Genomic DNA, 22,979 nt, shown 5'->3' on the forward strand with positions numbered 1-22,979 from the left:
CCGACCAACGGTCGGCTCTACCGGTGAGGGATTCACATTAAGCGCGGGCGGCGGCCATCAGCCGTCCCGCCTTCCCCTCAATGCGAGCGCTGCACCGCGTAACGGGCCAGCCCGCGCAGGGCCGCCACGGCATCGTTGTCGGCCAGGCTGTCGAGCGCACGCTCGGCGGCCTCGGCGTATTCCTCGGCACGGGCGCGGCTGTATTCCAGGCCCCCGGTGGCGTGGATGGCAGCCAGCACTTCGGGCATCGCCCCGGCATCGCCGTTCTGCACGATCTCGCGCAGGCGCTCGCGGGTGGTGGCATCGGAATGCGCCATCGCGTGGATCAGCGGCAGGGTGGCTTTGCCCTCGGCGAGGTCATCGCCCAGGTTCTTGCCGAGCTCCTCGGCATTGGCCGAGTAGTCCAGCACGTCATCCGCGATCTGGAAGGCGTAACCCAGGGCCATGCCGTAGTCGTACAGCGCCTGTTGGGTGGCCTCATCGACGCCGCTGGCCAGCGCGCCCAGGCGGGTGCCGGCGGCGAACAGCACCGCGGTCTTGCGCTCGATCACGCGCAGGTAAGCAGCTTCGTCCGTATCCGGGTTATGCACGTGCAGCAGCTGCAGCACCTCACCCTCGGCAATCCGGTTGGTGGTGTCGGCCAGGATCCGCATGACCGGCATGCGGTCCAGTTCGACCATCAGCTGGAAGCTGCGCGAGTACAGGAAATCGCCGACCAGCACGCTCGGGGCGTTGCCCCACAGCGCATTGGCGGTGCTGCGGCCGCGCCGCAGGCTGGATTCGTCCACCACATCGTCATGCAGCAGGGTCGAGGTGTGGATGAACTCGATGATCGCCGCCAGCTGATGGTGTTCCGGGCCGGCCTGGCCGACCGCGCGGCCGGCCAGCATCACCAGCATCGGGCGCAGCCGCTTGCCACCGGCCGAGATGATGTGGTCGGCGATCTGGTTGATCAGCACGACATCCGAGGACAGTCGGCGACGAATCAGCGCATCGACGGCGTCCATGTCGGGCGCGGCGAGCGTCTGGATCTGGGGCAAGCCCAGCGCGGGGCGGGTGTCTTCGGTGATGGTCATGCGGTCTGACTTTCAGGCTTGGGCGGAATTATAGGCGGTGCCGTCGTATTCCGCCCGCGAAGACGCGGCTGTGGCTCGGTCGAGGCGCGCCGCAGAGGTGCGCCAGGGGCGGTATCCGGCCGACGTTGGCCGGCGGTGCCGCCCTCCGGCCGGGCGAGCCGCCGCCTGACCGGGTGCCGGGCCGGGGGTATGGAACGCCGCGATCCGAGGTGAATACGTATGCATGCAACCCCACCGCTGGAAGCGCGCAGCTAAGCTTGTCGGGTTCGTTTCTGGCCCCCTCGCGGGTGCCGTGGAAGCCCGAAGGGGGGCCTCAATGTCGCAGTCTCCATGGTGGCGCGGTGCCGTCATCTATCAGATCTACCCGCGCAGTTTCCTGGATGCCAACGGCGATGGCGTGGGCGACCTGCCCGGCATCATCGAGCGCCTGGATTACGTGGCCGCGCTCGGCGTCGACGCGATCTGGGTCTCGCCGTTCTTCAAATCGCCGATGGCCGACTTCGGGTATGACATTGCCGACCACCGCGATGTCGACCCCATGTTCGGCACGCTGGCCGACTTCGACCGGCTGCTGGCCAAGGCGCATGCGCTGGGCCTGAAGGTGATGATCGACCAGGTCTTCAGCCATACCTCGATCGACCATGCCTGGTTCCAGCAGAGCCGGCAGGATCGCACCAATCCCAAAGCGGACTGGTACGTGTGGGCCGACCCGCGCGAGGACGGCACCCCGCCCAACAACTGGATGTCGATCTTCGGGGGCGTGGCCTGGCAGTGGGAGCCACGGCGCGAGCAGTACTTCCTGCACAACTTCCTGGCCGACCAGCCCGATCTGAACTTCCACCATCCGGCGGTGCAGCAGGCCACGCTGGACTACGTGCGGTTCTGGCTGGACCGTGGCGTGGATGGCTTCCGCCTGGATTCGATCAACTTCTGCTTCCACGATGCACAGTTGCGCGACAACCCGGCCAAGCCGCTGGAGAAGCGCCTCGGCCGTGGCTTCAGCGCGGACAACCCGTACGCCTACCAGTACCACTACTACAACAACACCCAGCCGGAGAACATCGGCTTCATCGAGCAACTGCGCGTGCTGCTGGACGCGTACCCGGGCTCGGTCAGCCTCGGCGAGATCTCCGCGGAAGATTCGCTGGCGACCACGGCCGAGTACACCGCGCCGGGCCGCCTGCACATGGGCTACAGCTTCGAGCTGCTGGTGAAGGATTTCAGCGCCGGCTACATCCGCGACACCGTGTCGCGGCTGGAAGCGACGATGACCGAAGGCTGGCCGTGCTGGGCGATCTCCAACCACGATGTGGAGCGTGCGGTGACGCGCTGGGGTGGCCATCCGGCGCAACCCCGGTTGGCGCGGATGCTGGTGGCGATGCTGTGCTCGCTGCGTGGCTCGATCTGCCTGTACCAGGGCGAGGAGCTGGGGCTGGGCGAGGCGGAGGTGCCGTTCGAGGCGCTGCAGGATCCGTACGGCATTACCTTCTGGCCGAACTTCAAGGGCCGCGACGGCTGCCGCACGCCGATGCCGTGGCTGGACGCGCCGAAGGCGGGCTTCACGACGGGTGAGCCGTGGTTGCCGATTCCGGCGGAGCATCAGGCGGCATCGGTGGCGACGCAGGAGCATGATCCGCATTCGGTGCTCACTGCGTTCCGTCAGTTCCTGGCATGGCGGCGGACGATGCCGACGTTGTTGGTGGGCGATATCCGTTTTCTTGAATCCGCTGAGCCGGTGTTGATGTTCGAGCGGGTGCACGGGGAGGAGACGCTACTGTTGGCGTTCAATCTGTCGGCTGAGACTGTTCGTGTTGCGCTGCCGGTGGGTGATTGGCAGGCGATGCAGGTGCCGGGTCCGGATGTGGGGCACGTTGTGGGAGGTGAGCTGGTGTTGCCGGCGCAGTCGGTGTATTGCGCGCGACGCGGCTGATCGGGTTTTCCGGTGGTATTGAGAGGGCGGGGCCGGGTGCCTCGCCCTTTTTTTGTCTTGCGTTCGTGCGTTGGGGCATATCAACAGCAACAGCAACAGCCACGGCAACTGCGCGTTGGGCTGCACTTGTGCTGGTTTGGGCGGGCACGGGTGGGTTGGCGGGACCCGCCGCAAGTACGTCCGTGTAGGCTCATGTCGCGCCATCCATGGCGCTCATGGTCCCGCCAACCCACCCGTGCCCGCCCTTCGACAATGGGCTGGTGCGCAAGGGAAAAGCGACGCTGGGCCGGCGCGTCATGGCAACCGCAATGCTGATGTCGACCGTAAATCGAAAGGCTTGAGCTGTCGCGCTGGTCTCAGGTGTTGAAACAGTTGAAGCAGCTGAAGCAGCTGAAGCAGCTGAAGCAGCTGAAGCATGCGCAATGGTCGGATCGGCCAGCACGGTCGAGATGATCGGGTTGATCGGTGTGGTCGGTGGGAGCGGAACAGTCCGGGCGGTCAGGGCAATCGGGGCGTTCGACGTGGTCGGCACGGTCAAAAGTATCGAGGCGGCGGAACTGCTCGAGCTGGTTCGAACCCTAGATACCTCGTTCGATCTCCCTTTGCTTTGCCCTGCTCTGGTTTGCTCTGGTTTGCTCTGGTTTGCGTTGCGTTGCGTTGCGTTGCACTGCCATGGTCACCGACCCACTGTCGAAGGGCGGGGGTGTGTGGGTTGGCGGGACCGTTGTGCCGCATGGATGCGGCTCACGAGCCCCCATGGATGGGTTTACGGCGCGTCCCGCGAACCCACACACACCCGACCAGCCCACGGACAGTCGGCACTGACGCTTTTGAGAGGGCGGGGTAAACCAACAAAAACCCGCTGCACAGGCAGCGGGTTTTCGATGTTGCAAATATCTTTACTGACAGCTCAATCAGAACTTGTAGTTCACGCCCAGCATGTACGTCCGGCCCCACTCCACATATTCCAGCGGACGATCCTTCGTGCCAGCGTAGGTGCGGTACGGCTCGTTGGTCAGATTGCTTCCCTGCAACAACAGCGTCAGCCCATGCAGACTGCTGCTGTCGGCGAAGGTGTAGCTGACCTGCGCATCCGTCACGTTCTCACCGACCACATAACGCAGGGTGCGGTTGCCGTTGAAATTGCCGATCTCACCGATGAAATCCGAACGACGGCGTTGGCTCACGCGGGCCTCGAACCCACTGCGCTCGTAGTACGCAGTGAAGTTGTACACGCGCTCGGACAGGCCGGGCAGGCTGATCGGGTCACTGCCGACGCTGGATGCGCTTTCCGGATCCAGGATCTTGATGTCGCTGTCATTGAACGTGGCACTGGCCTGCACGCCGAAGCCACGCAGGGTCTCCGTCAGCATCTCCAGCGGGAACGAGGCGGTCAGCTCCAGGCCTTTCAGCTTGCCACCCTGACCATTCTGCGGGGCCGAGAAGGTGCCGGTCGGCAGGGCCGGGACGATCATGCCCGGCGGCGGCACGTAGCTGGCCAGCAGGTCGCTGAAGTCGTAGTCATCGCGCGACTGCGTGTAGACGTAGGACTTGAGGTCCTTGAAGAACACCGCGGCGGCCACGTAGGCCTTTTCGCCGAAGTACTTTTCGTACGAGAGGTCGATCGCGTTGGCGCGCCACGGATCCAGCAGCGGGTTGCCACCGCTGCCGCCCGGCTTGCCGGTGGCGGTGTCCACGCCGAACTCCAGGCCGGCCCGCATCTGGTCCACGCGCGGGCGTGCCACCTGCTTGGCCACGGCGAAGCGCAGCGTCTGCTGGTGCGGGAACATGAAGGCCAGGTTCAAACTCGGCAGCCAATCGGTGTACGTCTTGCCGTCATCGATCGGCAGGATGTTCTGGCCGTCCGGACGCGAGCGGTCGAAGTAGTTGGACTGCGAGCTCTGGTCGGTGCGCACCATCTGTACGCCGATGTTGCCGCGCAGGCCGACCTCGCCCAGATCGGTGTTGATGTTGGCGCGGATCCACGCGGTGCTGGTCTTTTCCTGCACCGTCCAGGCCTTGGGAATCAGGTAGTCCAGGTTGGTGACCGGGTTGAAGACCATGTAGCGGTCCACCGCGGCCGGTACGTTCCAGGCGGGAATGTAGCCGATACCGGCGAAGCCCAGGTTGACCGGTGCGTACTGCAGGTCACCGGCGATGTTGGCATCGCCTTGGTCGCCGAGCAGGATGTTGCCCTCGGCCTGGGTCTTGTCCTTGCGGCGGTCGGCGTAGTTCACGCCCACGTCCACGTCGGAGAACCATGGCAGCGAATCCGGCATGGCGAAGGTGGCCTGCAGGCGGGCGCCCTTCAGGCGGTCTTCGACCATCGGCACCTTGCCGTAGCCGGAGCCGTAGATGGTATTGGTCAGGAACAGCGCGTCCGGGTTGGAATAGTCCAGCCCCGGGCTGATCTGCGAGAACCCGTCCGGCTTGACCACCACGCCGACCGAATCCAGCTGCGGCATCGGGGTGAGCTGCAGGTTGTTCTCCAGATTCAGCTCGTCGCGCGTGGCCTTGGAGTAGTTCACGTCGGCAACGACCTTGACGCGCTCGAAGTTGAACTCGTTGTTCCAGCCGAACGCGTCGATCTTGTCCTTGCGCTTGTTGTACATGCCCCGCACCAGCGGGTACACGCCGGTCGCCACGCCGCCGGCAAAGGTGCCGTCGGGGTTGATCTGCGGGTTGGTGATCAGCAGGCCCGGCGTGTAGCCGCCGTTGTAGTTGCTGAGGTTGACCTCGAACTGGTTGGCCGTATCGATCTGCTCGGCTTCGGTATGGAAGGCATCCAGGGTGCTGGTCCACACGTTGGACGGGCGGAACTGCACGGTCGCCATCACGCCGTCGCGCTCGTTGTTGCCGGTGCGGCGCAGCGCCTTGATGCCATCGGAGAACACGGTGCCCGGGGCCAAGCCGGGGCGGTTGCCCTGGTCGGTCTGCTCGGTGGTCCACGGTTCGTACAGGCCGACCTGGTTTTCCTGGATGGGCATGTCGCTGTGCGCATAGCCGATCGAGATACCCAGGGTGTTGTCCAGGAACTGGTCGATGTAGCTGGCGCTGAAACGGTTGCCGTACGGATCGACGTTGGCGGCCTTGCCCAGCGAGCTCTTCTGGTAGCGGCCGCTGATGGCGATCACGCGCTCGGCGAAGCTCAGCGGACGCACGGTCTGCATGTCGATGGTGCCCGACAGGCCCTGGCCGACCAGCGCCGCATCCGGGGTCTTGTAGACGGTCACGCCGTTGACCAGTTCCGAGGGGTACTGGTCGAACTCGACGCTGCGGTTGTCGCCGGTGCTCACCACCTCACGCCCATTGAGCAGGGTAGTGGCGAAATCCGGCGACAGGCCGCGCACGCTGATCACCTGCGCGCGGCCGGCCACGCGCTGGGCGGCCAGGCCGGGCAGGCGGCCCAGCGATTCTGCGATGCTCACATCGGGCAGCTTGCCGATGTCCTCGGCCGAGATCGCCTCGACCACCGAGGTGGCGTCCTGCTTGATCGCGATCGCGTTCTCGATACCGCGGCGGATACCGGTGACCTGTACGGTGTCCAGGTTGGTTGCCGTATTACCGGCCGGTGGGGTGGTGGTACTGGATTCGGCGGTCTGCGCCGACGCCATCAACGGCGTCAGGGCGACGGCCAGCGCGAGACTCAGCGCGCTGCGCTTGCGGTTCAACATTTTCCCCTCCCAGGCAATGTTGCCAATCGATTTTGTGGTTGCCCGGAGGACCCGGGAGCGTCACGGCGCGGTGGCCGTTGACTGCGTGGCTATGGTAGGCAGCGCGCCTGCTGCGGGAATCACCCTGCATACGTATTCAATGACGTTTGCAGCATTGGAAGCGATTACAGGTGCGGTATCGCATTCGCGCTCCCGCTCCACGGTCTGCATCGCAAACCGCGGGCCCCTGTCTCACCAACACCCATGCCCCCGTGCCTTCGGTACCGCCGCCTGACTCAGGGGGCACTCCTCCAGACGCGCCGACGGTTGGTATTCCGCAGTGCGCCGGGACAATTACAACGGGGTAAAGCGAATCGCCTGCCCCCCGCCCGGTGCCAGCTTGAGCACCAACGCATCAACGCGGGTGACCTCGCGCGTTTCGCGCACGAAGGCGAAGGGGTTGCTGCGGAAATCGGCGCCGTCGCCATCGCGATAGATCTCCGCGCGGTAACGCACCCCCGCCTCAAGGAAGCCCAACGAGAGGGGCAGCACGCGGCCGTGTTCGTCGGTGATGCTGCCCAGGAACCAGTCGCGGCTGTGGCGGTCCTTGCGTACGATGGTCACGAAGTCGCCCACCTCGCCGTTGAGCACGCGGGTGTCGTCCCAGTCCACCGCGACGTCTTCAATGAAGCGGAAGGCCTCACGGTGCTGCTCATAGTGCTCGGGCAGGTCGGCCGCCATCTGGATCGGGCTGTAGATCGTCACGTACAGGGCGAGCTGGCGCGCCAGCGTGCTGGGAATGGCCTGGCCGCCGCGGCCCTTCAGGCTGAGGATGCCGGGGGTGTAATCCATCGGCCCGGACAGCATCCGGGTGAACACCAGGTTGACCTCGTGCTCGGGCGGATTCGGCGGCTGGCCCCAGGCGTTGTACTCCATGCCACGCGCGCCTTCGCGGGTGATCCAGTTCGGGTAGGTGCGGCGCAGGCCGGTGTCCTTGATCGGCTCATGCGGGTTCACCGCGATATGCCGCTTGGCCGCCTCCTGCACCACCTTGAGATGATGGCGGGCCATGAACTGGCCGTCGTGCCACTCGCGCCACAGCGGCCCGCCGGCCGGGTTGCGGCGGTCGACCTGGCCGTCATCGCACACGTAGCCGCTCTTGAACGAATCCACGCCCAGCCGCGCGTAGAGATCCAGCGCCGCGCCGAGCTGATCCTCGTAGTGTTCGATCGCGCAGCCGGTTTCATGGTGGCCGATCAGGTGCACGCCCTGCTTGGCGCCGTAGGCCGACAGTGCCTCGATGTCGAAGTCCGCGGTGGGCCGGGTGAAATCGAAGGCATATCCATTGCCGACCCAGTCACCGTTCCAGCCGGGATTCCAGCCTTCCACCAGCACGCCACGGAAGCCACGCCGGGCGGCGAAGTCGATCACGCGCTTGGTCTTGGCGGTGGTCGCGGCATGCCGTGGGCCGGTAGCCCAGCTCTCCTCGTCCAGATGCATCGACCACCACACGCCCAGGTACTTGGACGGCTTCACCCAGCTCACGTCGCCCAGCACATTGGGCTCGTTGAGGTTGAGGATCAGGCTCGATTCGACCAGCCCGCCGGCGGTGTCGCTGATCTGCAGCGTGCGCCATGGGGTATCGAAAGGCAGGCTGCGCCGCACCTTCCAGCCTTCCGCCGACGGCGACAACTGCGCGCGCAGGCGCTGACCCTCGGTGCGGCGGAGCCACATGCCGGCATAGTCCACCAGCGCGGCTTCGTGAATGGAGACATGCAACCCATCGCGGCTGCGCAGCGTCATCGGCGTGTGTGCCAGCGGCACCTGATCCAACGGCGTGCGCTGGTACAGGTATTCGTAGTGGATCGGCTCGCCGGCCGGAATCCACCACGCGGTGGAGGTCGGGGCGATCGCGAACTCGGTCAGCTCATCATCGATGATGGCCTCGCGCATGCCGGGCTGCTGCGGGAAGTGATAGCGGAAGCCCAGGCCGTCGTCGTAGACCCGGAACACCACATCGATACGACGTTTGGCGCCACTGCGCTCGGCCAGCTGCACCACCACTTCGTTGAAGTGATTGCGGGTGAGGCGACGCTCGCCCCAGGGTTGCTCCCAGGTTTCATCGACGCTGCGCGACTGCTGACCGACCAGGGCAAGATCACGGTCCAGTCGGCCATCGCGCAGTTGGAAGCCGAGCCTGGAGTTGTCCACCACGGTCTCGCCAAAACGGTCCACCCGGTAGCTGGGATTCCCGCCATCCAGTTGCAGCGACACGCGCAGCACCTTGCCGGGCGAGTCGACGCTGGCCACGGTGACCGGCTCGGCGAAGGCGGTGGCGCTGAATGCGCAGAAAATCCAGCCCAGCACAGGTAGGCGACGACGAACGGAAGACCCGTCAGTTGAATGCGACAGTGACGGCATTTCCCCTCCCAAGGCGGCCGAAAACACCCCCGGACTATAGCGACGCCGTCACGATTGCCGGCCGCATCGGCCATGAATACGTATGCAGCTCGATGCAGGCTGCGGCGTGCCGTCTACCATGGGCCCAAGGCACCCTGGGAGGGGGCCGCGAGCGCATTGCCGCGAGGCGGTGCGGACCTACAACGCGAGCAAAGGGGAGGGAGGCAACGGGCGTGAGCCGGTTCGCCACTTCGATGCTGAAGATGATCTGCCTGACCGTTGCCCTCGGGGCAGCGATGGGGTCCACCGCACGCGCGGCCGACCTGGATTTCGACGGCCGCCATGCGCGCGCCGAGCCCGCCGCCGCAGGTGGCTACCTTCTGCATGCGCCGCAGGGCGAGGTGCGCGTCGGCGCGCAGCCGATGCGCAGCGAGACCGGCAGCGTGCTGTTCGATGCGCTGTTCGGGCTGGCCCAGCAGGAGATGGAGGCCGACCGCGTGGAGGCGATCCGTGACCCGGCCTTCAATCACGGCAAGCCGGTTCCCTGCGCATGCTTCCAGACCGGTGAGCGCTGGCCGTATGTGTGGACGCGTGATGTCAGCTTCGCCGCCGATCTGGCGCTGTCGCGTCTGGATCCGGTACGCACACGCCAGTCGCTGCAGTTCAAGCTTTCCACCGCGCGCGATGGGCATACGCCAGGCCTGTTCGTCGCCCAGGACACCGGCTCCGGTGGCAGCTGGCCGATCAGCAGCGACCGCGTGGTGTGGTTCCTGGCCGCACGCGGGCTGCTGGATGACGCGGCCTTCGCCGACCAGGTCTGGCAGGCACTGCAGGCGACCCTGGCGCAGGATCGCGAGGCGGTGTTCGATGCACGGATCGGCCTGTATCGCGGCGAAACCTCGTTCCTGGATTGGCGTGAGCAAACCTATCCGGACTGGACGCGCGAGGACGTGCGCTTCATCGGCGAGTCCTTCGCGCTGTCCACCAACGTGCTGCATTACCAGGCGCTGCGGCTGGCCGAGCAACTGGCCCGCCAGCACGGCGATGCGCGTGCTGCCACCTACGGCCAGTGGGCGGATGCACTGGCTGGCCAGATCGACGTACGCTTCTGGCGCGAGGAGGCCGGTCAGTACATGAGCTACATCGGCGAGGCGGCGCATCCGGTGCCGTACGCCAAGTACGACCTGCTCGCGCTCTCGCTGGGCGTGCTGGCCGATGTGTTCCCGGCCGACCGCGCACGGCGCGCGCTGGCGAACTACCCCGCCGTAGCCGGTGGCAGCCCGGTGGTGTGGCCGCAGGAAGCGCAGCAGCCGATCTATCACAACCGCGGCATCTGGCCTTTCGTCAGCGCGTATTCGCTGCGCGCCGCGCGTCGGCTGGACGATGCCCCGCGCATCGCCCTGGAGATCGAATCGCTGATGCGCGGCACCGCGCTGGCCGGTTCGAACATGGAAAACTACGAGATGCGCAGCCTGGCGGTGCATGTCGACGAAGGTGCCCTCAGCGGCCCGGTGGTCAATTCGCCACGCCAGCTGTGGTCGGTGGCCGGGTACCTCTCGATGGTGCTGGAAGGTGTGTTCGGCGTGGAGGACGACGGACGCGTCGCGCCGAAGCTGCCCGTGTCCCTGGTGCCGACCCTGTTCGGTGCGCATGACCGCATCCGCCTGGACGATGGCAGACAGCGTTACGTGCTGGTGCGGCCGAAACAGCTCAGCGGCGAACTGCTGGTGGCCGGCGAGGTCCATCGCGATGGCAGCACCACCACCGTCCAGCTCGTACCAATGCAGGACAGTGGCGCCACGCCGTCACCGGCCATCCTTCGTCCGTCAGCCGTATTCGCCCCGGCAACCCCGGCCGCACCGGTGCCACGCGAAACGACTGCTGGCTGGCAGATCCCGGTGCCCGCCGACCATGTGCTGTGGCGTGATGGCCAGCCGCTGTTGCCCGTAAAGGGTGTCGCTACGCTGCCCAAGGAGGGTGCCAGCCACTGCCTGAGCCTGACCCGCCGCGCGGGTGCGCTGGAATCGCTGCACAGCCCGATGACCTGCGTCGGGCCGCAACAGCGACTGGCCGGTGCGCAGCATTGGCAATGGACGGCACCCACCGCCGGCCGCTGGCGTGCGCGCCTGCGCTACGACAACCCGAACGGCCCGATCAACACCGGCGTGACCGCGGCGGTGAAAACGCTGGTGGTGCAGTGCGCGGGCCAGCCAGACCAGCGCCGCCCCGTGGTCATGCCACACAGCGTGGGCGAACAGGATTCCACGGCGGTTGAATTCGAGGCGACGGCAGGGGCCTGCCGCATCACGTTGGACGAGGGCTTCAACATGAGCGCGCTGACCCACTTCGCGCAGTACAACGGCGGCAAGGGCGGCAGTGAGGGCGTGCTCAACCAGGCCCAGGTGTCCGCACTGACCCTGATGCCGGTGGCGGCCTCGCCGGAGCCGCGCCCATGAGCCGTCCGCCCAAACCGACGCTGTCGTTCTGGCAGATCTGGAACATGTGCTTCGGCTTCCTCGGCATCCAGTTCGGCTTTGCCCTGCAGAACGCCAACGCCAGCCGCATCTTCGAAACGCTCGGCGCGCCAATGGATGCGGTGCCCGGGCTGTGGATTGCCGCGCCGCTGACCGGCCTGTTGGTGCAGCCAGTGATCGGCTACCTGTCCGACCGCACCTGGACACGCTGGGGCCGCCGCCGCCCGTTCTTCATGATCGGTGCGGTGCTGACCACGCTCGCCCTGCTGGTGATGCCGAACTCGCCAACGCTGTGGATCGCCGCTGGCACGCTATGGGTGCTGGATGCCTCGATCAACGTATCGATGGAGCCATTCCGCGCGTTCGTCGGCGATCAGCTGGCGCCACGGCAACGGCCGACCGGCTTTGCGATGCAGAGCTTCTTCATCGGCATCGGCGCGATCGTCGCCAGCTTCCTGCCGTTCATCCTGGCCCACTTCGGCGTCGCCAACACCGCGGCAGCCGGGCAGGTGCCCGATACCGTGCGTTACGCGTTCTACTTCGGCGCGGCGGTGCTGCTGGCGGCGATCACCTGGACCGTGGTCAGCACCCGGGAGTACGCGCCGGCCGAGCTGGCCAGCTTCGAGGATGCCGAACCGGCCGCCGTGCACCAGCATGTGCGCGTGGCCGGGCCGCCCCCGTGGGCGCAGATCGGCGGTTGGGTGGCGGTCGGTATCGTGCTCGCTGCCGCCATCGCGTCGCAGCAGGGCGACCGCATGCTGTATGTGCTGGCTGGCCTGTGCATCTCCTATGGCGTGCTGCTGGGTGTGGCGCGCTGCGTGCCGGGCGCGAACATGCTGGCCACCATCGTCGGCGACCTGCGTGCGATGCCGCGCACCATGCGTCGGCTGGCTTGGGTACAGTTCTTCTCGTGGTTCGCGCTGTTCGCGATGTGGATCTACACCACCGCCGCCGTCGCCGGCACCCACTTCGGCTCGACCGATACCGCCTCGGCCGCCTACAACGAGGGCGCCAACTGGGTAGGTGTGCTGTTCGGTGCCTACAACGGCTTCGCCGCACTGGCGGCGTTGCTGATCCCGTTGATGGTGCGCGCGCTCGGCCTGCGCTGGAGTCACCTGGTCAACCTGTGGCTGGGCGGACTGGGGTTGATCTCGATGCTGTTCATCCGCGACCCACACTGGCTGCTGCTGTCGATGGTCGGCGTCGGCTTCGCCTGGGCCTCGATCCTGTCGCTGCCGTATGCGCTGCTGTCCGACAGCGTGCCGGCGGCCAAGATGGGTATCTATATGGGCCTGTTCAATTTCTTCATCGTGATTCCGCAGCTGGTCGCGGCCAGTGCACTCGGCTTCCTGCTGCGCACGTGGCTGGGCGGCGACCCGATGCACGTGCTTGCGCTCGGTGGCGGCAGCCTGCTGCTGGCCGGCCTGTGCGTGCTGTATGTGCCATCCCAACAGGAGGTTGTCTGATGTCCCGGTATTCGTCGTTGTCGCTGGCCCTGTCATTCGCGCTGTCCGCCACTCCCGCCCTGGCCGTCGAGCGCCCGGACTATGTCGGCACGCGTGAGCCGTTCGCCAGCCAGGCGGTCTACTTCGTGGTCACCGACCGCTTCGTCAACGGTGATCCGTCCAACGATCACCGCGACCAGGGCGGCGCGCATCCCACCTTCGACATCCCGGTGCCATGCCCGGACAAAGTGGACGGCAACATCGGCTACCTCGGCGGTGACTTCAAGGGCGTGCTCGACAATGCCGCGTACATCCGCAACCTGGGTTTCGGCGCGGTGTGGATCACCCCGATCATCGACAACCCGGACCAGGCCTTCACCGGCAGCAAGCCGATCAGCTGCACCAGCACGCTGACCGACCGCGGCAAGACCGGCTACCACGGCTACTGGGGCGTCAACTTCTACACGCTGGACGAGCATCTGCCGAGCAAGGGCCTGGACTTTGCTGCCTTCACCCGCGGCCTGCACGCCGCCGATCTGAAAGTGGTGCTGGATATCGTGGGCAACCATGGCTCGCCCGCGTGGACGATGCCGGTGGCGCAGCCGCAGTTCGGCCAGATCTTCGACAAAGACGGCCGCCTGATCGCCGACCATCAGAACCTGCCGCCGCAGCAGCTGGACCCGGCCCACAACCCGTTGCACGCCTTCTACAACAACATCGGCCCGGTCGACGGCAAGAACGGCTCGATCTTCGATGGCAACCTGGCCGAGCTCTCCGATTTCAACGAGCACAACCCGGCGGTGATGGACTACCTGGTGGGCGCGTACCTGCAGTGGACCGCGCAGGGCGTGGATGCGTTGCGGATCGACACCATCGGCTGGCTGCCACACCCGTGGTGGCATGCCTTCGTCAACCGCATCCGTGCCGAGCATCCGGGCATGTTCATGTTCGGCGAAGCGTTCGACTACGACGCCAGCAAGATCGCCGAGCACACCTGGCCGGCCAACGCGAACGTCAGCGTGCTCGACTTCCCGCTGCGTAGTACGTTGTCGTCCGTATTCGGCAAGGAGCAGAAAGGCTTTGAAACCCTAGCCGAGCCGCTGCATCTGCTGGATGGGCCGTACGCGAATCCGTATGAGCTGATGAGTTTCTACGACAACCACGACATGGCCCGGCTGGATGCGAACGATGTCGGGTTCATCGACGCCCACAACTGGCTGTTCACCGCGCGCGGCATCCCGGTGATCTACTACGGTTCGGAGACCGGCTTCATGCGCAGCCGGGCCGAGCATGCCGGCAACCGTGCCTACTTCGGCCAGGAGCGCGTCAATGACGCGCCGAAGAGCCCGATCTTTGCGCCGCTGCAGCGCATCGCCAAGCTGCGCGAGGCGACGCCGGCCCTGCAGCGCGGCCTGCAGGTCAATGAACGCCTGCAGGGTGATGAAGCCGTGTTCTTCCGCGTGCTGCAGCAGGGCGATACCGCCCAGACCGCCCTGGTCCTGCTCAACAAGGGCGACACCGCGCGTACCTTTGAGGTTCGCCGCTACCTGCAGGCCGGCACCTGGCGCGACGCGCTGGGTGGCGACAGCCAGACCGTTACCGGCTCACTCAAGGCCGTGGTGCCTGCACACGGCGTGCGCGTGTTCGTGCTGGACGCGCAGATCGACCAGGCCGCGCTGCAGGACCGGCTGAAGGCGGCGGTCGACGACCAGCGTGCACGCACCAAGCGCCTGGCGAAGTAAGCGGTGATGCCCGGTCTGCCGCGCCGCGGTGGGCCGGGCAGTACAATCGGGCTCGCGACTGCCCATTGCAGTCCTCCCGAGTACGGTGTCCATGTCACGCCTGTCCCTGCGCCCCGCAACGCCCGACGACGCCGAGCGCCTGTTTCATCTGATGCAGTTCTACTACTTCGAGGCCTCGGCCTGGAGTGGGGAAGCGGTACGGCCCGACGGCCTGTTCGACTGTGAGCGGTGCGATGTCGAGGCCTCGCTGCGCGACGACCCTCAGTGGGCGCGATTGTTGTTCGTCGACGACGCACTCGCCGGCTTCGTGCTGGTGGACCAGGTGGAACGGGGCGGGCGCCACTATCCCGAACTGGCCGACCTCTTCGTGCTGCCCAGGTACCGGCGGCAAGGCCTGGCCGCTCATGTGGTCGACGAACTGGTGCGTCCCGGCGAGGGGCAGTGGCTGCTCGCGGTGTTCCGCGGCGATGTGACGGCGCATGCCTACTGGCGGCGGACCCTGCCGCGCCTCGGCCTGCCGCATGTCGCGCTGGCCGAGGATGACCCGACCTTCCACCTGTTCCTGATCGGTGGTCCGCCCGCTGCATAGGGCCGCCCGCCGGCCGGCTCACGGTCACCCCGGCGGTACAATGACGGACCCCACCCGTCCCTCTGTATCCGATGAACGACGCTGCCCCCCAGACCCCGATCGAAACCCTGCTCAAGACCGCGATGGACGGTCAGCTGCCGATCGGCCTGTTCATGAAGGCCTTCGTGGCGTCCGAAGTGGTGCTGCTCACCGGGAGCCTGGTGACCCCGGACGGCAGCGGTTTCGACCCGCTGCTGTTCGACAAGCAGGGCATCCTGCACGTGTCCGTGTTCACCGATATGAGCCGGGTCGGTTTCCACAGCCAGCAGGCCCCGCACACCCTCCGCATGCTGATGCTGGACGTGCTCAAGCGCGTCCCCGGCGGCTACGGCGTGGTGATCAATCCGGGGACGTCGCTGGGCTTTGAGATCTCGCCGTCCGGCGTCGGCGAAATCCTGAAGGACTTCGCCGACGGCCCGCGCTGACGCTGCGTTTTACGGCAGCGTCACTTTCCGCCGGTTGTCCGACGACACCCGGTCGATCAGCTTGTTGTACGGATCGAATCCGGCCTCGTCCGGCTTGCCGTCCACCGTCACGGTGATCGACGGGTTGGCCTCGGTGACGTGGTGGCGCTGCAGGTACAGCACCTTCTGGTCGCGCTCCTTGCCCGACGGGGCGTTGGCGAACACGCCGATCTCGATCCAGTCGTCCATCGTGCCGGCGGTCTCCTTGCCGTCACCGTCGGCATAGCGCTTTTCCGCATGCAGCTTCAGCGTGACGTCGTACTTGCCGTCCGCCCGCTTGCGCGCGGTCGCGGCCAGCACGCGGTTGTCGTAGAAGCTGATTTTCTCGAACAGATCGGTCACCAGTTGCTGGCGGTCGGCCGGCGTTTCCGCCCGGAGGTAGGTCAGCAGTTCGGTCGAGGTGGTGTAGGGCGGTTGCTGGAAGCCCTTGTCCTGCAGGAAGCGTTTGAGCGCACGGTTGAGCGCTTCTTCGCCGATCTCCTCACGCAGGCGGTAGAACGCCAGTGAGCCCTTTTCGTAGTGGATGTACTGCTGGTTCTCCACCCGCGCCAGCGACAGCTCCTCGATGCCCTCGCTGCCACGGCCGGCCAGATAGCCATCCAGTTCCGTCTTCAGGAACTGACGCATCTGCTGCCGCCCGTACTCCTTCTCCATCACCATCAGCGCCGAGTACTGCGACAGCGATTCGGACAGCATCGTGGCCCCCTGCACGTTGGCACCGATCACCTGGTGCGCCCACCACTGATGTGCGACCTCGTGGGCGGTCACGTAGAACACGTAGTCCACCTTGTCGCGGTTGCGCAGGTCGGCGATGAAGCCGATCGATTCGGAGTAGGGGATGGTGTTGGCGAACGACTGGGCAAAACGCGAGTAACCCGGGAACTCGATGATGCGCACCTGGCGATGCTGGTATGGGGTGAAGTTGGCTTCGTAATACGCCAGCGACTTCTGCACGGCTTCGATCATGCGGTCTACGTTGTAGCCGTGGCGGGCATCGTAGTACACCTCGATCGGCACGCCCTGGTACGTGGCCCGCTTCACCTGCCAGCGGGCCGACAGGTAGGCATAGAAGTTCAGCATCGGCCGGTCCATGGCGTAGCTGAAGCAGCGCCGGCCGTTGACGGTCGCTTCGTGCTGCAGGTAGCCCGGCGCGAGCGCGATCTGGTCCGGCGCGGTGCAGATCGTGCTGCGGAAGGCCAGCCAGTCCGCATCGTCGGTCACATAGTTGTTCGCGCGGGCGGCCTGGTCTTCCAGCTTGGGCATGCGGCTGGGCTCGCCGAGGCCGCGCTTGCGGCGCTCGTTGCGGTCGGTGATCTGCACGCCCTGGTCGTAGCCGAACGAGGGCAGCAGGCGGCTGTTGAAGAAGGTTCCGTTCTCCACCAGGTTGGTGGGCGCCTGATCGGCGGTGATGCCGGTCGGGTGCTGGTTGACGCGGAAGTGGATGCGGCGTTCCTCGCCCGGCTGCAGCGGGGCGGTCAGCTGGTAGATGCGATAGCCCAGGTCGGCGTCATGCATCGCCAGGGTCTGGCCACCCAGGTCGACCGCGGTCAGCTGCTTGTCGTCGTTCATCGCCACGTGCAGCTGCGCGATGGGGGCGGTGTGGGTGTTGCGCACGGTCCAGTACGCATCGATGACCACCGACTGGGTCTCCGGATGCAGGTCGATCCGGTTGTCCACCGCGACAATGCGCGGCTGCGGCAGGTCGCGGTAGCGCGACAGCTCGCGCTCGTAGCGGGCTTGCAGGTCCAGCTGCTGGTCTGGTGAAAGGAATTCGTTGCGGATGTTGGTGCTCCAGTACAACCAGCCGCCCAGCCCGATGAAGGCCAGTGTTGCAGCGGCGGCGCCGAGCCCGGCCGGACCGCGCAGGCGACGGCCCGCCAGCACCAGGCGCTGGCGCAGACTGGTGCCGACACCCCGCACCCAGAACGCCGAGGCGACGCACAGCAGCGCCAGCAGGAACAGCGCCCAGTAGCCTTGGAAAGCCAGTTGCCCCGGCAGGAAGTGGCCGTAGCCGTTCATGTCCGAGTACGGCGCGATCGGCCAGCTGCCGAAGTTGTACAGGTTCTGCGTGTAGTCGAGCATGCCGAGCACGGCCTGCCCGATCATCACCACGATCAGCAGTGCATAGCCCACGAACTTGTTGTTGGTCAGCACCTGCAGGACCAGCGCCAGACCGCCCATCAACAGGTAGACGACCGAATCCAGTGCCAGCGTCTTGAGGTATACCAGCGGCTCGATCTGGGTGTAGCCCTTGCTCAGCTGAACCCCGATCGCGGCCAGCGCACCGATTGCCTGGAAGCAGGCGATCACCGCCACCAGCGTGGCGAACTTGGCCAGCAGCGGGACCCAGTTGGGAACGGGCATCGCATCGGTGACTTCATGGATCCGTGCCGCACGTTCCTTCCAGACCAGCTCTCCGGCGAAGAACAGCACGATGATGATCAGCAGCCAGCTGTAGGCGCCCTGCAGGGCGGTCAGCATCTCCGAGGTGACCGGCCAGATCGGCGTGCCGTACAGCGTCTGGCGGAACAGCGCACCGGGCAGGAAGTTGCACAGCCCCAGCACCAGCAGCACCAGGAACGGCACACTGCGCAGCACGCCGCGGGTGTCGAAGCGGACCTGGTGCAGGAACTGGCGCCAGGCGGTGCCGGCGCCATGGCCCGGCACCACGCGGGGCACCACGACCTGGGCCGGCCGCAGCGCTGCCGTGCTTGCAGTGACCGCGGTTCTGCGGCCCCAGCGACGGCCGGCGCTGCCGCTGCGTTCGGTACGGAACAGGGCGAAGGTGGCGGCATACAGCACGGCTGCCACGCCCAGCCACAGCGCGCGGTTGGCCAGCAGCTGACCGGCCAGGGCAGGCAGGCCGCTGTTGCGCTCGGCCACCGACCAGTAGCGGATGGTCCGTGACAGCGCGCGCAGGCCCAGCGGCTCGCTGAGCACGGCCACCCAGGTGTTGTCGATGTCACTGAGCAGGGCGGCGCTGACGCCGTACAGCACGAAGTAACCGATCACGCCGATGTACACCCACAGGATCGAGCGCGTGGTGGCCGCCAGCAACGCCAGCAGCGCGGTGGTGAACACCAGGTTCGGGATCACGATCACCCCGAATGCCCAGACATAGCTGTAGAGCGAGACCGGCCCCATGCGGGCCGGATCCACCCAGGGCATGAACGGCCCGAGCGCCAGGCCCAGGGCGATGATCACATAGACCAGCAGCCCGCTGACCAAGGCCGCACCGATGCGCCCGGCCAGATAGTCGCGGCGTTTGATCGGGCTGGCGAAGATCAGTTCGGCGGTGCCCAGATCGAAGTCGCGCAACAGCGCGTTGCTGACGAACAGCGTGGAGACCAGCATGCCGAGCAGGGTGAAGATGCCCAGCATCGAGGCGATCACGGTGGGCGCATTGCTGTGCACGTTGCCGGCGCCGCCGCCGATCTGCACCGCATCGGAGGAGGCCGCACCGAAGGCCATCAGTGCGAACAGGCCCGCCAGCAGCCACAGCAGCGGGGAACGGAGCTGCTCGCGCAGCTCGAAGCGGAAGAAGGCAGCGATCATGGGCGGCTCCGGTCAGGCGGCCCGCGACTGCAGGCGCAGTCGCTGGAAATAGACGTCTTCCAGATCGGGCGCGACGGCAACGAAACCGTCGCCGGGGTCGGTGGCGCTGTGCACGTGGATCACCGGCCGGCCACCCACCAGGCGGGTGGACAGCACCACATGGTTGGCTTCGTAGGCGGGCAACGCGGCGGCGTCCACCTGCTTGCGCCAGACCTGGTGCTGCAGCGCATCGATCGCATCGCTGGGTTTGCCGGTCAGCAGCACCTGCCCCTTGTTCATGATGGCCATGCTCGGGCACAGGTCGGTGACATCCTCGACGATGTGCGTGGACAGGATCACCGCCACGTTCTCGCCGATCGCCGCAAGCAGGTTGAGGAAGCGGTTGCGCTCTTCCGGATCCAGACCGGCGGTGGGTTCATCGACGATCACCAGGCGCGGGTCGCCCAGCAGCGCCTGTGCGATGCCGAAGCGCTGGCGCATGCCGCCGGAGTACGTGCCCAGTTTGCGCTTGCGCGCATCCCACAGATTGACCTGCTGCAGCAGGGCGTCCACCACTTCGCGGCGCTGGGCCTTGTCGGTGAGGCCCTTGAGCACTGCGAAATGCTCAAGCAGATCCAGTGCGCTGACCTTCGGGTACACGCCGAAGTCCTGTGGCAGGTAGCCCAGCCGTCGGCGCACGGCGTCCTTGTCGCGCAGTACATCGATGCTCGCCTCGCCCGGAATCGACAACGTGGCGGTGCCGCTGTCCGCTTCCTGCAGCGTGGACAGGGTGCGCATCAGCGAGGACTTGCCGGCGCCATTCGGGCCGAGCAGCCCGAACATGCCGCGGGGAATATCGAGGGTGACACCGGCAAGGGCGTGGACCCCATTGGCGTACGTCTTGGACAGCGCGCGGATCTCAAGCATGCGGACAGCTTCCCCTGGGCGATAGATCGGTTATCCGCCCTATTCAGATAGCCTGCATCCGCCGTAAGTCATGGGTGCTTCCGGCGGGACGCCCGCCAGCGGGCCGCCAGCCACGACAGCGCCACGCATGCTGCGCCAGCCAGCAGCCACCCGGTCGCCGCGCTGCCCGCGGTCCGCTCGATCGTGCTCCACCACGCGGGGCCGAACAGGGCACCCAAACCCAGCACCGCGACCGCCAGCACCGCCAGCAGGACGCGGGAGACCCAGCGTTCGATCCCGGCGTCATGCCGGGCGATGCGCGCGGCGACATCGCGGGCAAAGCGCATCGGCGGCCCGCTCTGCGGGGCAGAGGCGATCGCCTGGGCAATGCGCAGGTAATCGGGGGCGTCCGGTCCAGCGCGTTGGCCGCTCAGCGCCGCACGCAGGCCGCGTTCCTGGGCCTGCCATTCGTCCGGGTCGATACGGGGATCGTCTGCGCTGCTCATGCGGGCACTCCAATGCGGGATTCGAGCAGCTCACGCAGCCGCTTCCGGCTGCGGAACAGATGGCTCTTGATGGTGCCTTCGGCCAGCTCGGTGAGGATGGCGATCTCGGCGATGGAGATCTCTTCCAGATGATAGAGGCTGAGCAGGGTGCGCTGCAGCGGGGGCAGGGCATCGATCGCAGCGTGCAGGTGGGCGTTGATGTCCTGCTCGCTGGTCAGGGCTTCCAGATCGATGCCATCGCCGACCCGATCGATCAACGCGGTGCCGTCGTCGCTGACGGTGTTCTCCACCAGCGGGATGCGTCGCCGTTCCAGGTGCCGCTTGGCGATCGGATAGGCGACCTGCGCCACCCAGGATTTCAGTGCGCTCTCGCCGCGGTACTGATGCAACGTCTGATGGATGCGCAGGAAGGCTTCCTGGCACAGCTCGCGGGTGTCCTCGGGGTGGCGGACCATGCGATCGACCACGCGCCAGCACAGGCCTTGATACTCGCGCACCAGCTGCTCGAACGCGCCGGGCTGCCGCGACAGAATGGCGGCGACCAGTAGCCGGTCGGCATCGAGACAGTCGGCAGGAGGGGGTGGCGACGTGCGCATGTTCCATAGAGATACGGCGAGTGCCTCATCGGTTGCAACCGTGTGCCGTGCAACCGATCCCGCCGTGGCCGTATCTCAGTGGACAAGCCCCTCCTCAACGGAACGAACGCACCATGGATTACAACCTGATTCTGCCCGTCGTCCTGATCCTCGGCATCGTGTATGCCATCAAGAGCGTGGTCGATGGCCACACCCGCCGTCGGATCGTTGAAGCCCGCGGCTCGGAAGAGCTGGTGCGCTCGCTGCTGGCCGGCGACACCACCAAGCGGCGGCTGGCCGCGCTGCATTGGGGCTGCGTGATGTTGACCCTGGCCCTGGCCTTCGGCCTGGTCGATCTGCTCGGCATCGACCGGGTCACGCCGGGCGCGATCGCACTGCTGCTCGGGGCGACCGGGCTGGGCAACGTGATGTACTTCGTGCTGGATCGCCGTTTGAAGTAAGCCAACAGCGGTGGACGGTCAGCGGCGCAGCGAGGAGTCCCGCAGCACCTGCTTCACCGCGATGCTCTGGCCTTCCACCGGTTGGCCGTCGATCAGTGCCAGCAGCTTCTCCACCAGCAGATGCCCGGCCTGCTTGGTGTCCTGCTGCACCGTGGACAGCGGTGGGGAGACCGAGGCGGCCAGCGGGATGTCGTCGAAGCCGGTGACCGCCACGTCCTCGGGTACGCGCAGGCCGTGCTCGCGCAGGGCGCGCATCGCACCGATCGCGATCAGGTCGCTGGCCGCGCACAGCCCATCGATGCGCTCGCCACGCGCCAACAACGCCTGGCAGGCATCGAAGCCGGACTGCTCGGTGGTGATCGCATCGTGCTGCAGCGAGGGCTCGGCGGTGAGGCCGCGCGCCTGCATCGCCTCGACATGGCCGCGGTAGCGCTGCTCGAACTCGGGATAGTGGCTGGAGGCGTGGCCGACGAAGGCGATCCGGCGGCAGCCCTGGTCGAGCAGGTGGGCGGTGATATCGAACCCGCCCTGGAAGTTGTCGCTGCCGATCGAGACACCGGGCTGGTCGGGCAGGGAAGCGCCCCAGCGCACGAAATGGGTGCCTTGCTCGACCAGCCGCTGCAGGCGCTCGCGCGACTCGTGGTAGTCGCCATAGCCGAGCAGGATGATGCCGTCGGCCTTGTTGCTGTCCTCGTAATCGGCCTGCCAGTCGGTGGACAACTGCTGGAAGGAGACCAGCAGGTCGTAACCGCGCAGCGCGCAGGCCCGGGTGATCGAGCCGAGCATCGCGTGGAAGAACGGGTTGATCAGCGAGTCGTCGTTGGTCGGGTCTTCGAAGAACAGCAGGGCCAGCGTGCCGGCATTGCGCAGGCGCAGGCTGGAGGCGTTCTTGTCGACCTTGTAGTTCAGCTCCCGGGCGATGGCCAGGATCCGCTGCCGGGTTTCGGCATTGACCATCGGGCTGCCGCGCAGCGCCCGCGAGACCGTGGGCTGGGAGACCCCGGCCAGGTGGGCGATATCGAGGGAGGTGGCTTTACCGCGGATGGTCATTTCAGCAGGGGATGAGGCAGTGAAGCGACATCATGCCATGCGCCGGGAGGGTGGGGCCGGGCGCCGGGAGGGCCCGAACGGCCGGGGCGAGGCGGCGTCCGGCGTAACCGCCGTCACCCTTGTGGGATATGGCTC

Annotated in this window: 16 protein-coding genes; 7 read left to right on the forward strand and 9 right to left on the reverse strand. The window is 66.5% G+C overall.

The window, feature by feature from the left end; genetic code table 11:
• Nucleotides 1-77: 77 nt before the first annotated feature.
• A complete protein-coding gene (locus tag ACTT2I_RS03330) occupies nucleotides 78-1,076 on the reverse strand; it encodes a polyprenyl synthetase family protein (RefSeq protein ID WP_088432773.1) in 999 nt (332 codons plus the stop codon).
• Between the two features lie 316 nt (nucleotides 1,077-1,392).
• Between ACTT2I_RS03330 and ACTT2I_RS03335 the strand changes: the two genes are divergently transcribed.
• A complete protein-coding gene (locus ACTT2I_RS03335) occupies nucleotides 1,393-3,006 on the forward strand; it encodes an alpha-glucosidase family protein (protein ID WP_421100519.1) in 1,614 nt (537 codons plus the stop codon).
• Nucleotides 3,007-3,196: 190 nt separating this feature from the next.
• On the opposite strand, the gene ACTT2I_RS03340 is transcribed toward ACTT2I_RS03335, so the two are convergent.
• The 3 genes from ACTT2I_RS03340 to ACTT2I_RS03350 form a co-directional block, all read right to left on the reverse strand.
• On the reverse strand, nucleotides 3,197-3,544 hold the full coding sequence (locus tag ACTT2I_RS03340) for a hypothetical protein (protein WP_443096780.1): 348 nt from the start codon (nucleotides 3,542-3,544) through the stop codon (nucleotides 3,197-3,199).
• Between the two features lie 376 nt (nucleotides 3,545-3,920).
• A complete protein-coding gene (locus ACTT2I_RS03345) occupies nucleotides 3,921-6,680 on the reverse strand; it encodes a TonB-dependent receptor (RefSeq protein WP_421100521.1) in 2,760 nt (919 codons plus the stop codon).
• Nucleotides 6,681-7,013: 333 nt separating this feature from the next.
• Entirely contained in the window at nucleotides 7,014-9,080 is a 2,067-nt protein-coding gene (locus tag ACTT2I_RS03350) for a glycoside hydrolase family 97 protein (protein ID WP_421100522.1), read from the reverse strand.
• Between the two features lie 233 nt (nucleotides 9,081-9,313).
• Between ACTT2I_RS03350 and ACTT2I_RS03355 the strand changes: the two genes are divergently transcribed.
• The 5 genes from ACTT2I_RS03355 (at nucleotide 9,314) to ACTT2I_RS03375 (ending at nucleotide 15,773) form a co-directional block, all read left to right on the forward strand.
• Complete coding sequence (locus tag ACTT2I_RS03355) at nucleotides 9,314-11,515, forward strand: Six-hairpin glycosidase-like protein (protein WP_421100528.1); 2,202 nt, start codon at nucleotides 9,314-9,316, stop codon at nucleotides 11,513-11,515.
• Nucleotides 11,512-12,999 (forward strand): MFS transporter, encoded by a 1,488-nt coding sequence (locus ACTT2I_RS03360; protein WP_088434348.1) that lies wholly within the window; start codon nucleotides 11,512-11,514, stop codon nucleotides 12,997-12,999. Before ACTT2I_RS03355 ends, ACTT2I_RS03360 begins: the two co-directional genes overlap by 4 nt.
• Nucleotides 12,999-14,720, forward strand: a complete 1,722-nt coding sequence (locus ACTT2I_RS03365) for an alpha-amylase family glycosyl hydrolase (RefSeq protein WP_421100523.1) — start codon at nucleotides 12,999-13,001, stop codon at nucleotides 14,718-14,720. Before ACTT2I_RS03360 ends, ACTT2I_RS03365 begins: the two co-directional genes overlap by 1 nt.
• A gap of 91 nt (nucleotides 14,721-14,811) precedes the next feature.
• Entirely contained in the window at nucleotides 14,812-15,309 is a 498-nt protein-coding gene (locus ACTT2I_RS03370) for a GNAT family N-acetyltransferase (RefSeq protein WP_421100524.1), read from the forward strand.
• A 71-nt stretch (nucleotides 15,310-15,380) separates the two neighbouring features.
• Complete coding sequence (locus ACTT2I_RS03375; RefSeq protein ID WP_088434351.1) at nucleotides 15,381-15,773, forward strand: SseB family protein; 393 nt, start codon at nucleotides 15,381-15,383, stop codon at nucleotides 15,771-15,773.
• Nucleotides 15,774-15,782: 9 nt separating this feature from the next.
• Here ACTT2I_RS03375 and ACTT2I_RS03380 read toward each other — a convergent pair whose 3' ends face one another.
• The 4 genes from ACTT2I_RS03380 to ACTT2I_RS03395 form a co-directional block, all read right to left on the reverse strand.
• Nucleotides 15,783-19,367, reverse strand: a complete 3,585-nt coding sequence (locus tag ACTT2I_RS03380; RefSeq protein ID WP_421100525.1) for an ABC transporter permease/M1 family aminopeptidase — start codon at nucleotides 19,365-19,367, stop codon at nucleotides 15,783-15,785.
• 12 nt (nucleotides 19,368-19,379) lie between these two features.
• Complete coding sequence (locus tag ACTT2I_RS03385) at nucleotides 19,380-20,273, reverse strand: ABC transporter ATP-binding protein (protein ID WP_088434353.1); 894 nt, start codon at nucleotides 20,271-20,273, stop codon at nucleotides 19,380-19,382.
• Nucleotides 20,274-20,341: 68 nt separating this feature from the next.
• The gene (locus ACTT2I_RS03390; RefSeq protein ID WP_088434354.1) at nucleotides 20,342-20,758 is read right to left on the reverse strand and encodes a hypothetical protein; all 417 of its coding nucleotides are present in this window, start codon (nucleotides 20,756-20,758) and stop codon (nucleotides 20,342-20,344) included.
• A complete protein-coding gene (locus ACTT2I_RS03395; RefSeq protein ID WP_443096781.1) occupies nucleotides 20,755-21,354 on the reverse strand; it encodes an RNA polymerase sigma factor in 600 nt (199 codons plus the stop codon). Before ACTT2I_RS03395 ends, ACTT2I_RS03390 begins: the two co-directional genes overlap by 4 nt.
• 113 nt (nucleotides 21,355-21,467) lie before the next feature.
• Between ACTT2I_RS03395 and ACTT2I_RS03400 the strand changes: the two genes are divergently transcribed.
• Nucleotides 21,468-21,794: a hypothetical protein gene (locus tag ACTT2I_RS03400; RefSeq protein WP_293984227.1), complete on the forward strand. Its 327-nt coding sequence runs from the start codon at nucleotides 21,468-21,470 to the stop codon at nucleotides 21,792-21,794.
• 18 nt (nucleotides 21,795-21,812) lie between these two features.
• Here the strand turns inward: ACTT2I_RS03400 and ACTT2I_RS03405 are convergent, their stop codons facing one another.
• Nucleotides 21,813-22,844, reverse strand: a complete 1,032-nt coding sequence (locus tag ACTT2I_RS03405; RefSeq protein WP_088434356.1) for a LacI family DNA-binding transcriptional regulator — start codon at nucleotides 22,842-22,844, stop codon at nucleotides 21,813-21,815.
• Between the last annotated feature and the right edge of the window lie 135 nt (nucleotides 22,845-22,979).

The organism is Stenotrophomonas sp. PUT21, assembly GCF_052232875.1.
In the GTDB taxonomy this organism is placed as follows: domain Bacteria; phylum Pseudomonadota; class Gammaproteobacteria; order Xanthomonadales; family Xanthomonadaceae; genus Stenotrophomonas; species Stenotrophomonas maltophilia_N.

Excerpts from the sequence above, each read along its gene's own strand:
- ACTT2I_RS03380 (WP_421100525.1), bottom strand. The coding sequence starts at position 19,367 with ATGATCGCTGCCTTCTTCCGCTTCGAGCTGCGCGAGCAGCTCCGTTCC.
- ACTT2I_RS03370 (WP_421100524.1), top strand. The coding sequence starts at position 14,812 with ATGTCACGCCTGTCCCTGCGCCCCGCAACGCCCGACGACGCCGAGCGC.
- ACTT2I_RS03365 (WP_421100523.1), top strand. The coding sequence starts at position 12,999 with ATGTCCCGGTATTCGTCGTTGTCGCTGGCCCTGTCATTCGCGCTGTCC.
- ACTT2I_RS03395 (WP_443096781.1), bottom strand. The coding sequence starts at position 21,354 with ATGCGCACGTCGCCACCCCCTCCTGCCGACTGTCTCGATGCCGACCGG.
- ACTT2I_RS03405 (WP_088434356.1), bottom strand. The coding sequence starts at position 22,844 with ATGACCATCCGCGGTAAAGCCACCTCCCTCGATATCGCCCACCTGGCC.
- ACTT2I_RS03350 (WP_421100522.1), bottom strand. The coding sequence starts at position 9,080 with ATGCCGTCACTGTCGCATTCAACTGACGGGTCTTCCGTTCGTCGTCGC.
- ACTT2I_RS03330 (WP_088432773.1), bottom strand. The coding sequence starts at position 1,076 with ATGACCATCACCGAAGACACCCGCCCCGCGCTGGGCTTGCCCCAGATC.
- ACTT2I_RS03355 (WP_421100528.1), top strand. The coding sequence starts at position 9,314 with ATGCTGAAGATGATCTGCCTGACCGTTGCCCTCGGGGCAGCGATGGGG.
- ACTT2I_RS03360 (WP_088434348.1), top strand. The coding sequence starts at position 11,512 with ATGAGCCGTCCGCCCAAACCGACGCTGTCGTTCTGGCAGATCTGGAAC.
- ACTT2I_RS03390 (WP_088434354.1), bottom strand. The coding sequence starts at position 20,758 with ATGAGCAGCGCAGACGATCCCCGTATCGACCCGGACGAATGGCAGGCC.
- ACTT2I_RS03375 (WP_088434351.1), top strand. The coding sequence starts at position 15,381 with ATGAACGACGCTGCCCCCCAGACCCCGATCGAAACCCTGCTCAAGACC.
- ACTT2I_RS03345 (WP_421100521.1), bottom strand. The coding sequence starts at position 6,680 with ATGTTGAACCGCAAGCGCAGCGCGCTGAGTCTCGCGCTGGCCGTCGCC.
- ACTT2I_RS03335 (WP_421100519.1), top strand. The coding sequence starts at position 1,393 with ATGTCGCAGTCTCCATGGTGGCGCGGTGCCGTCATCTATCAGATCTAC.
- ACTT2I_RS03400 (WP_293984227.1), top strand. The coding sequence starts at position 21,468 with ATGGATTACAACCTGATTCTGCCCGTCGTCCTGATCCTCGGCATCGTG.
- ACTT2I_RS03385 (WP_088434353.1), bottom strand. The coding sequence starts at position 20,273 with ATGCTTGAGATCCGCGCGCTGTCCAAGACGTACGCCAATGGGGTCCAC.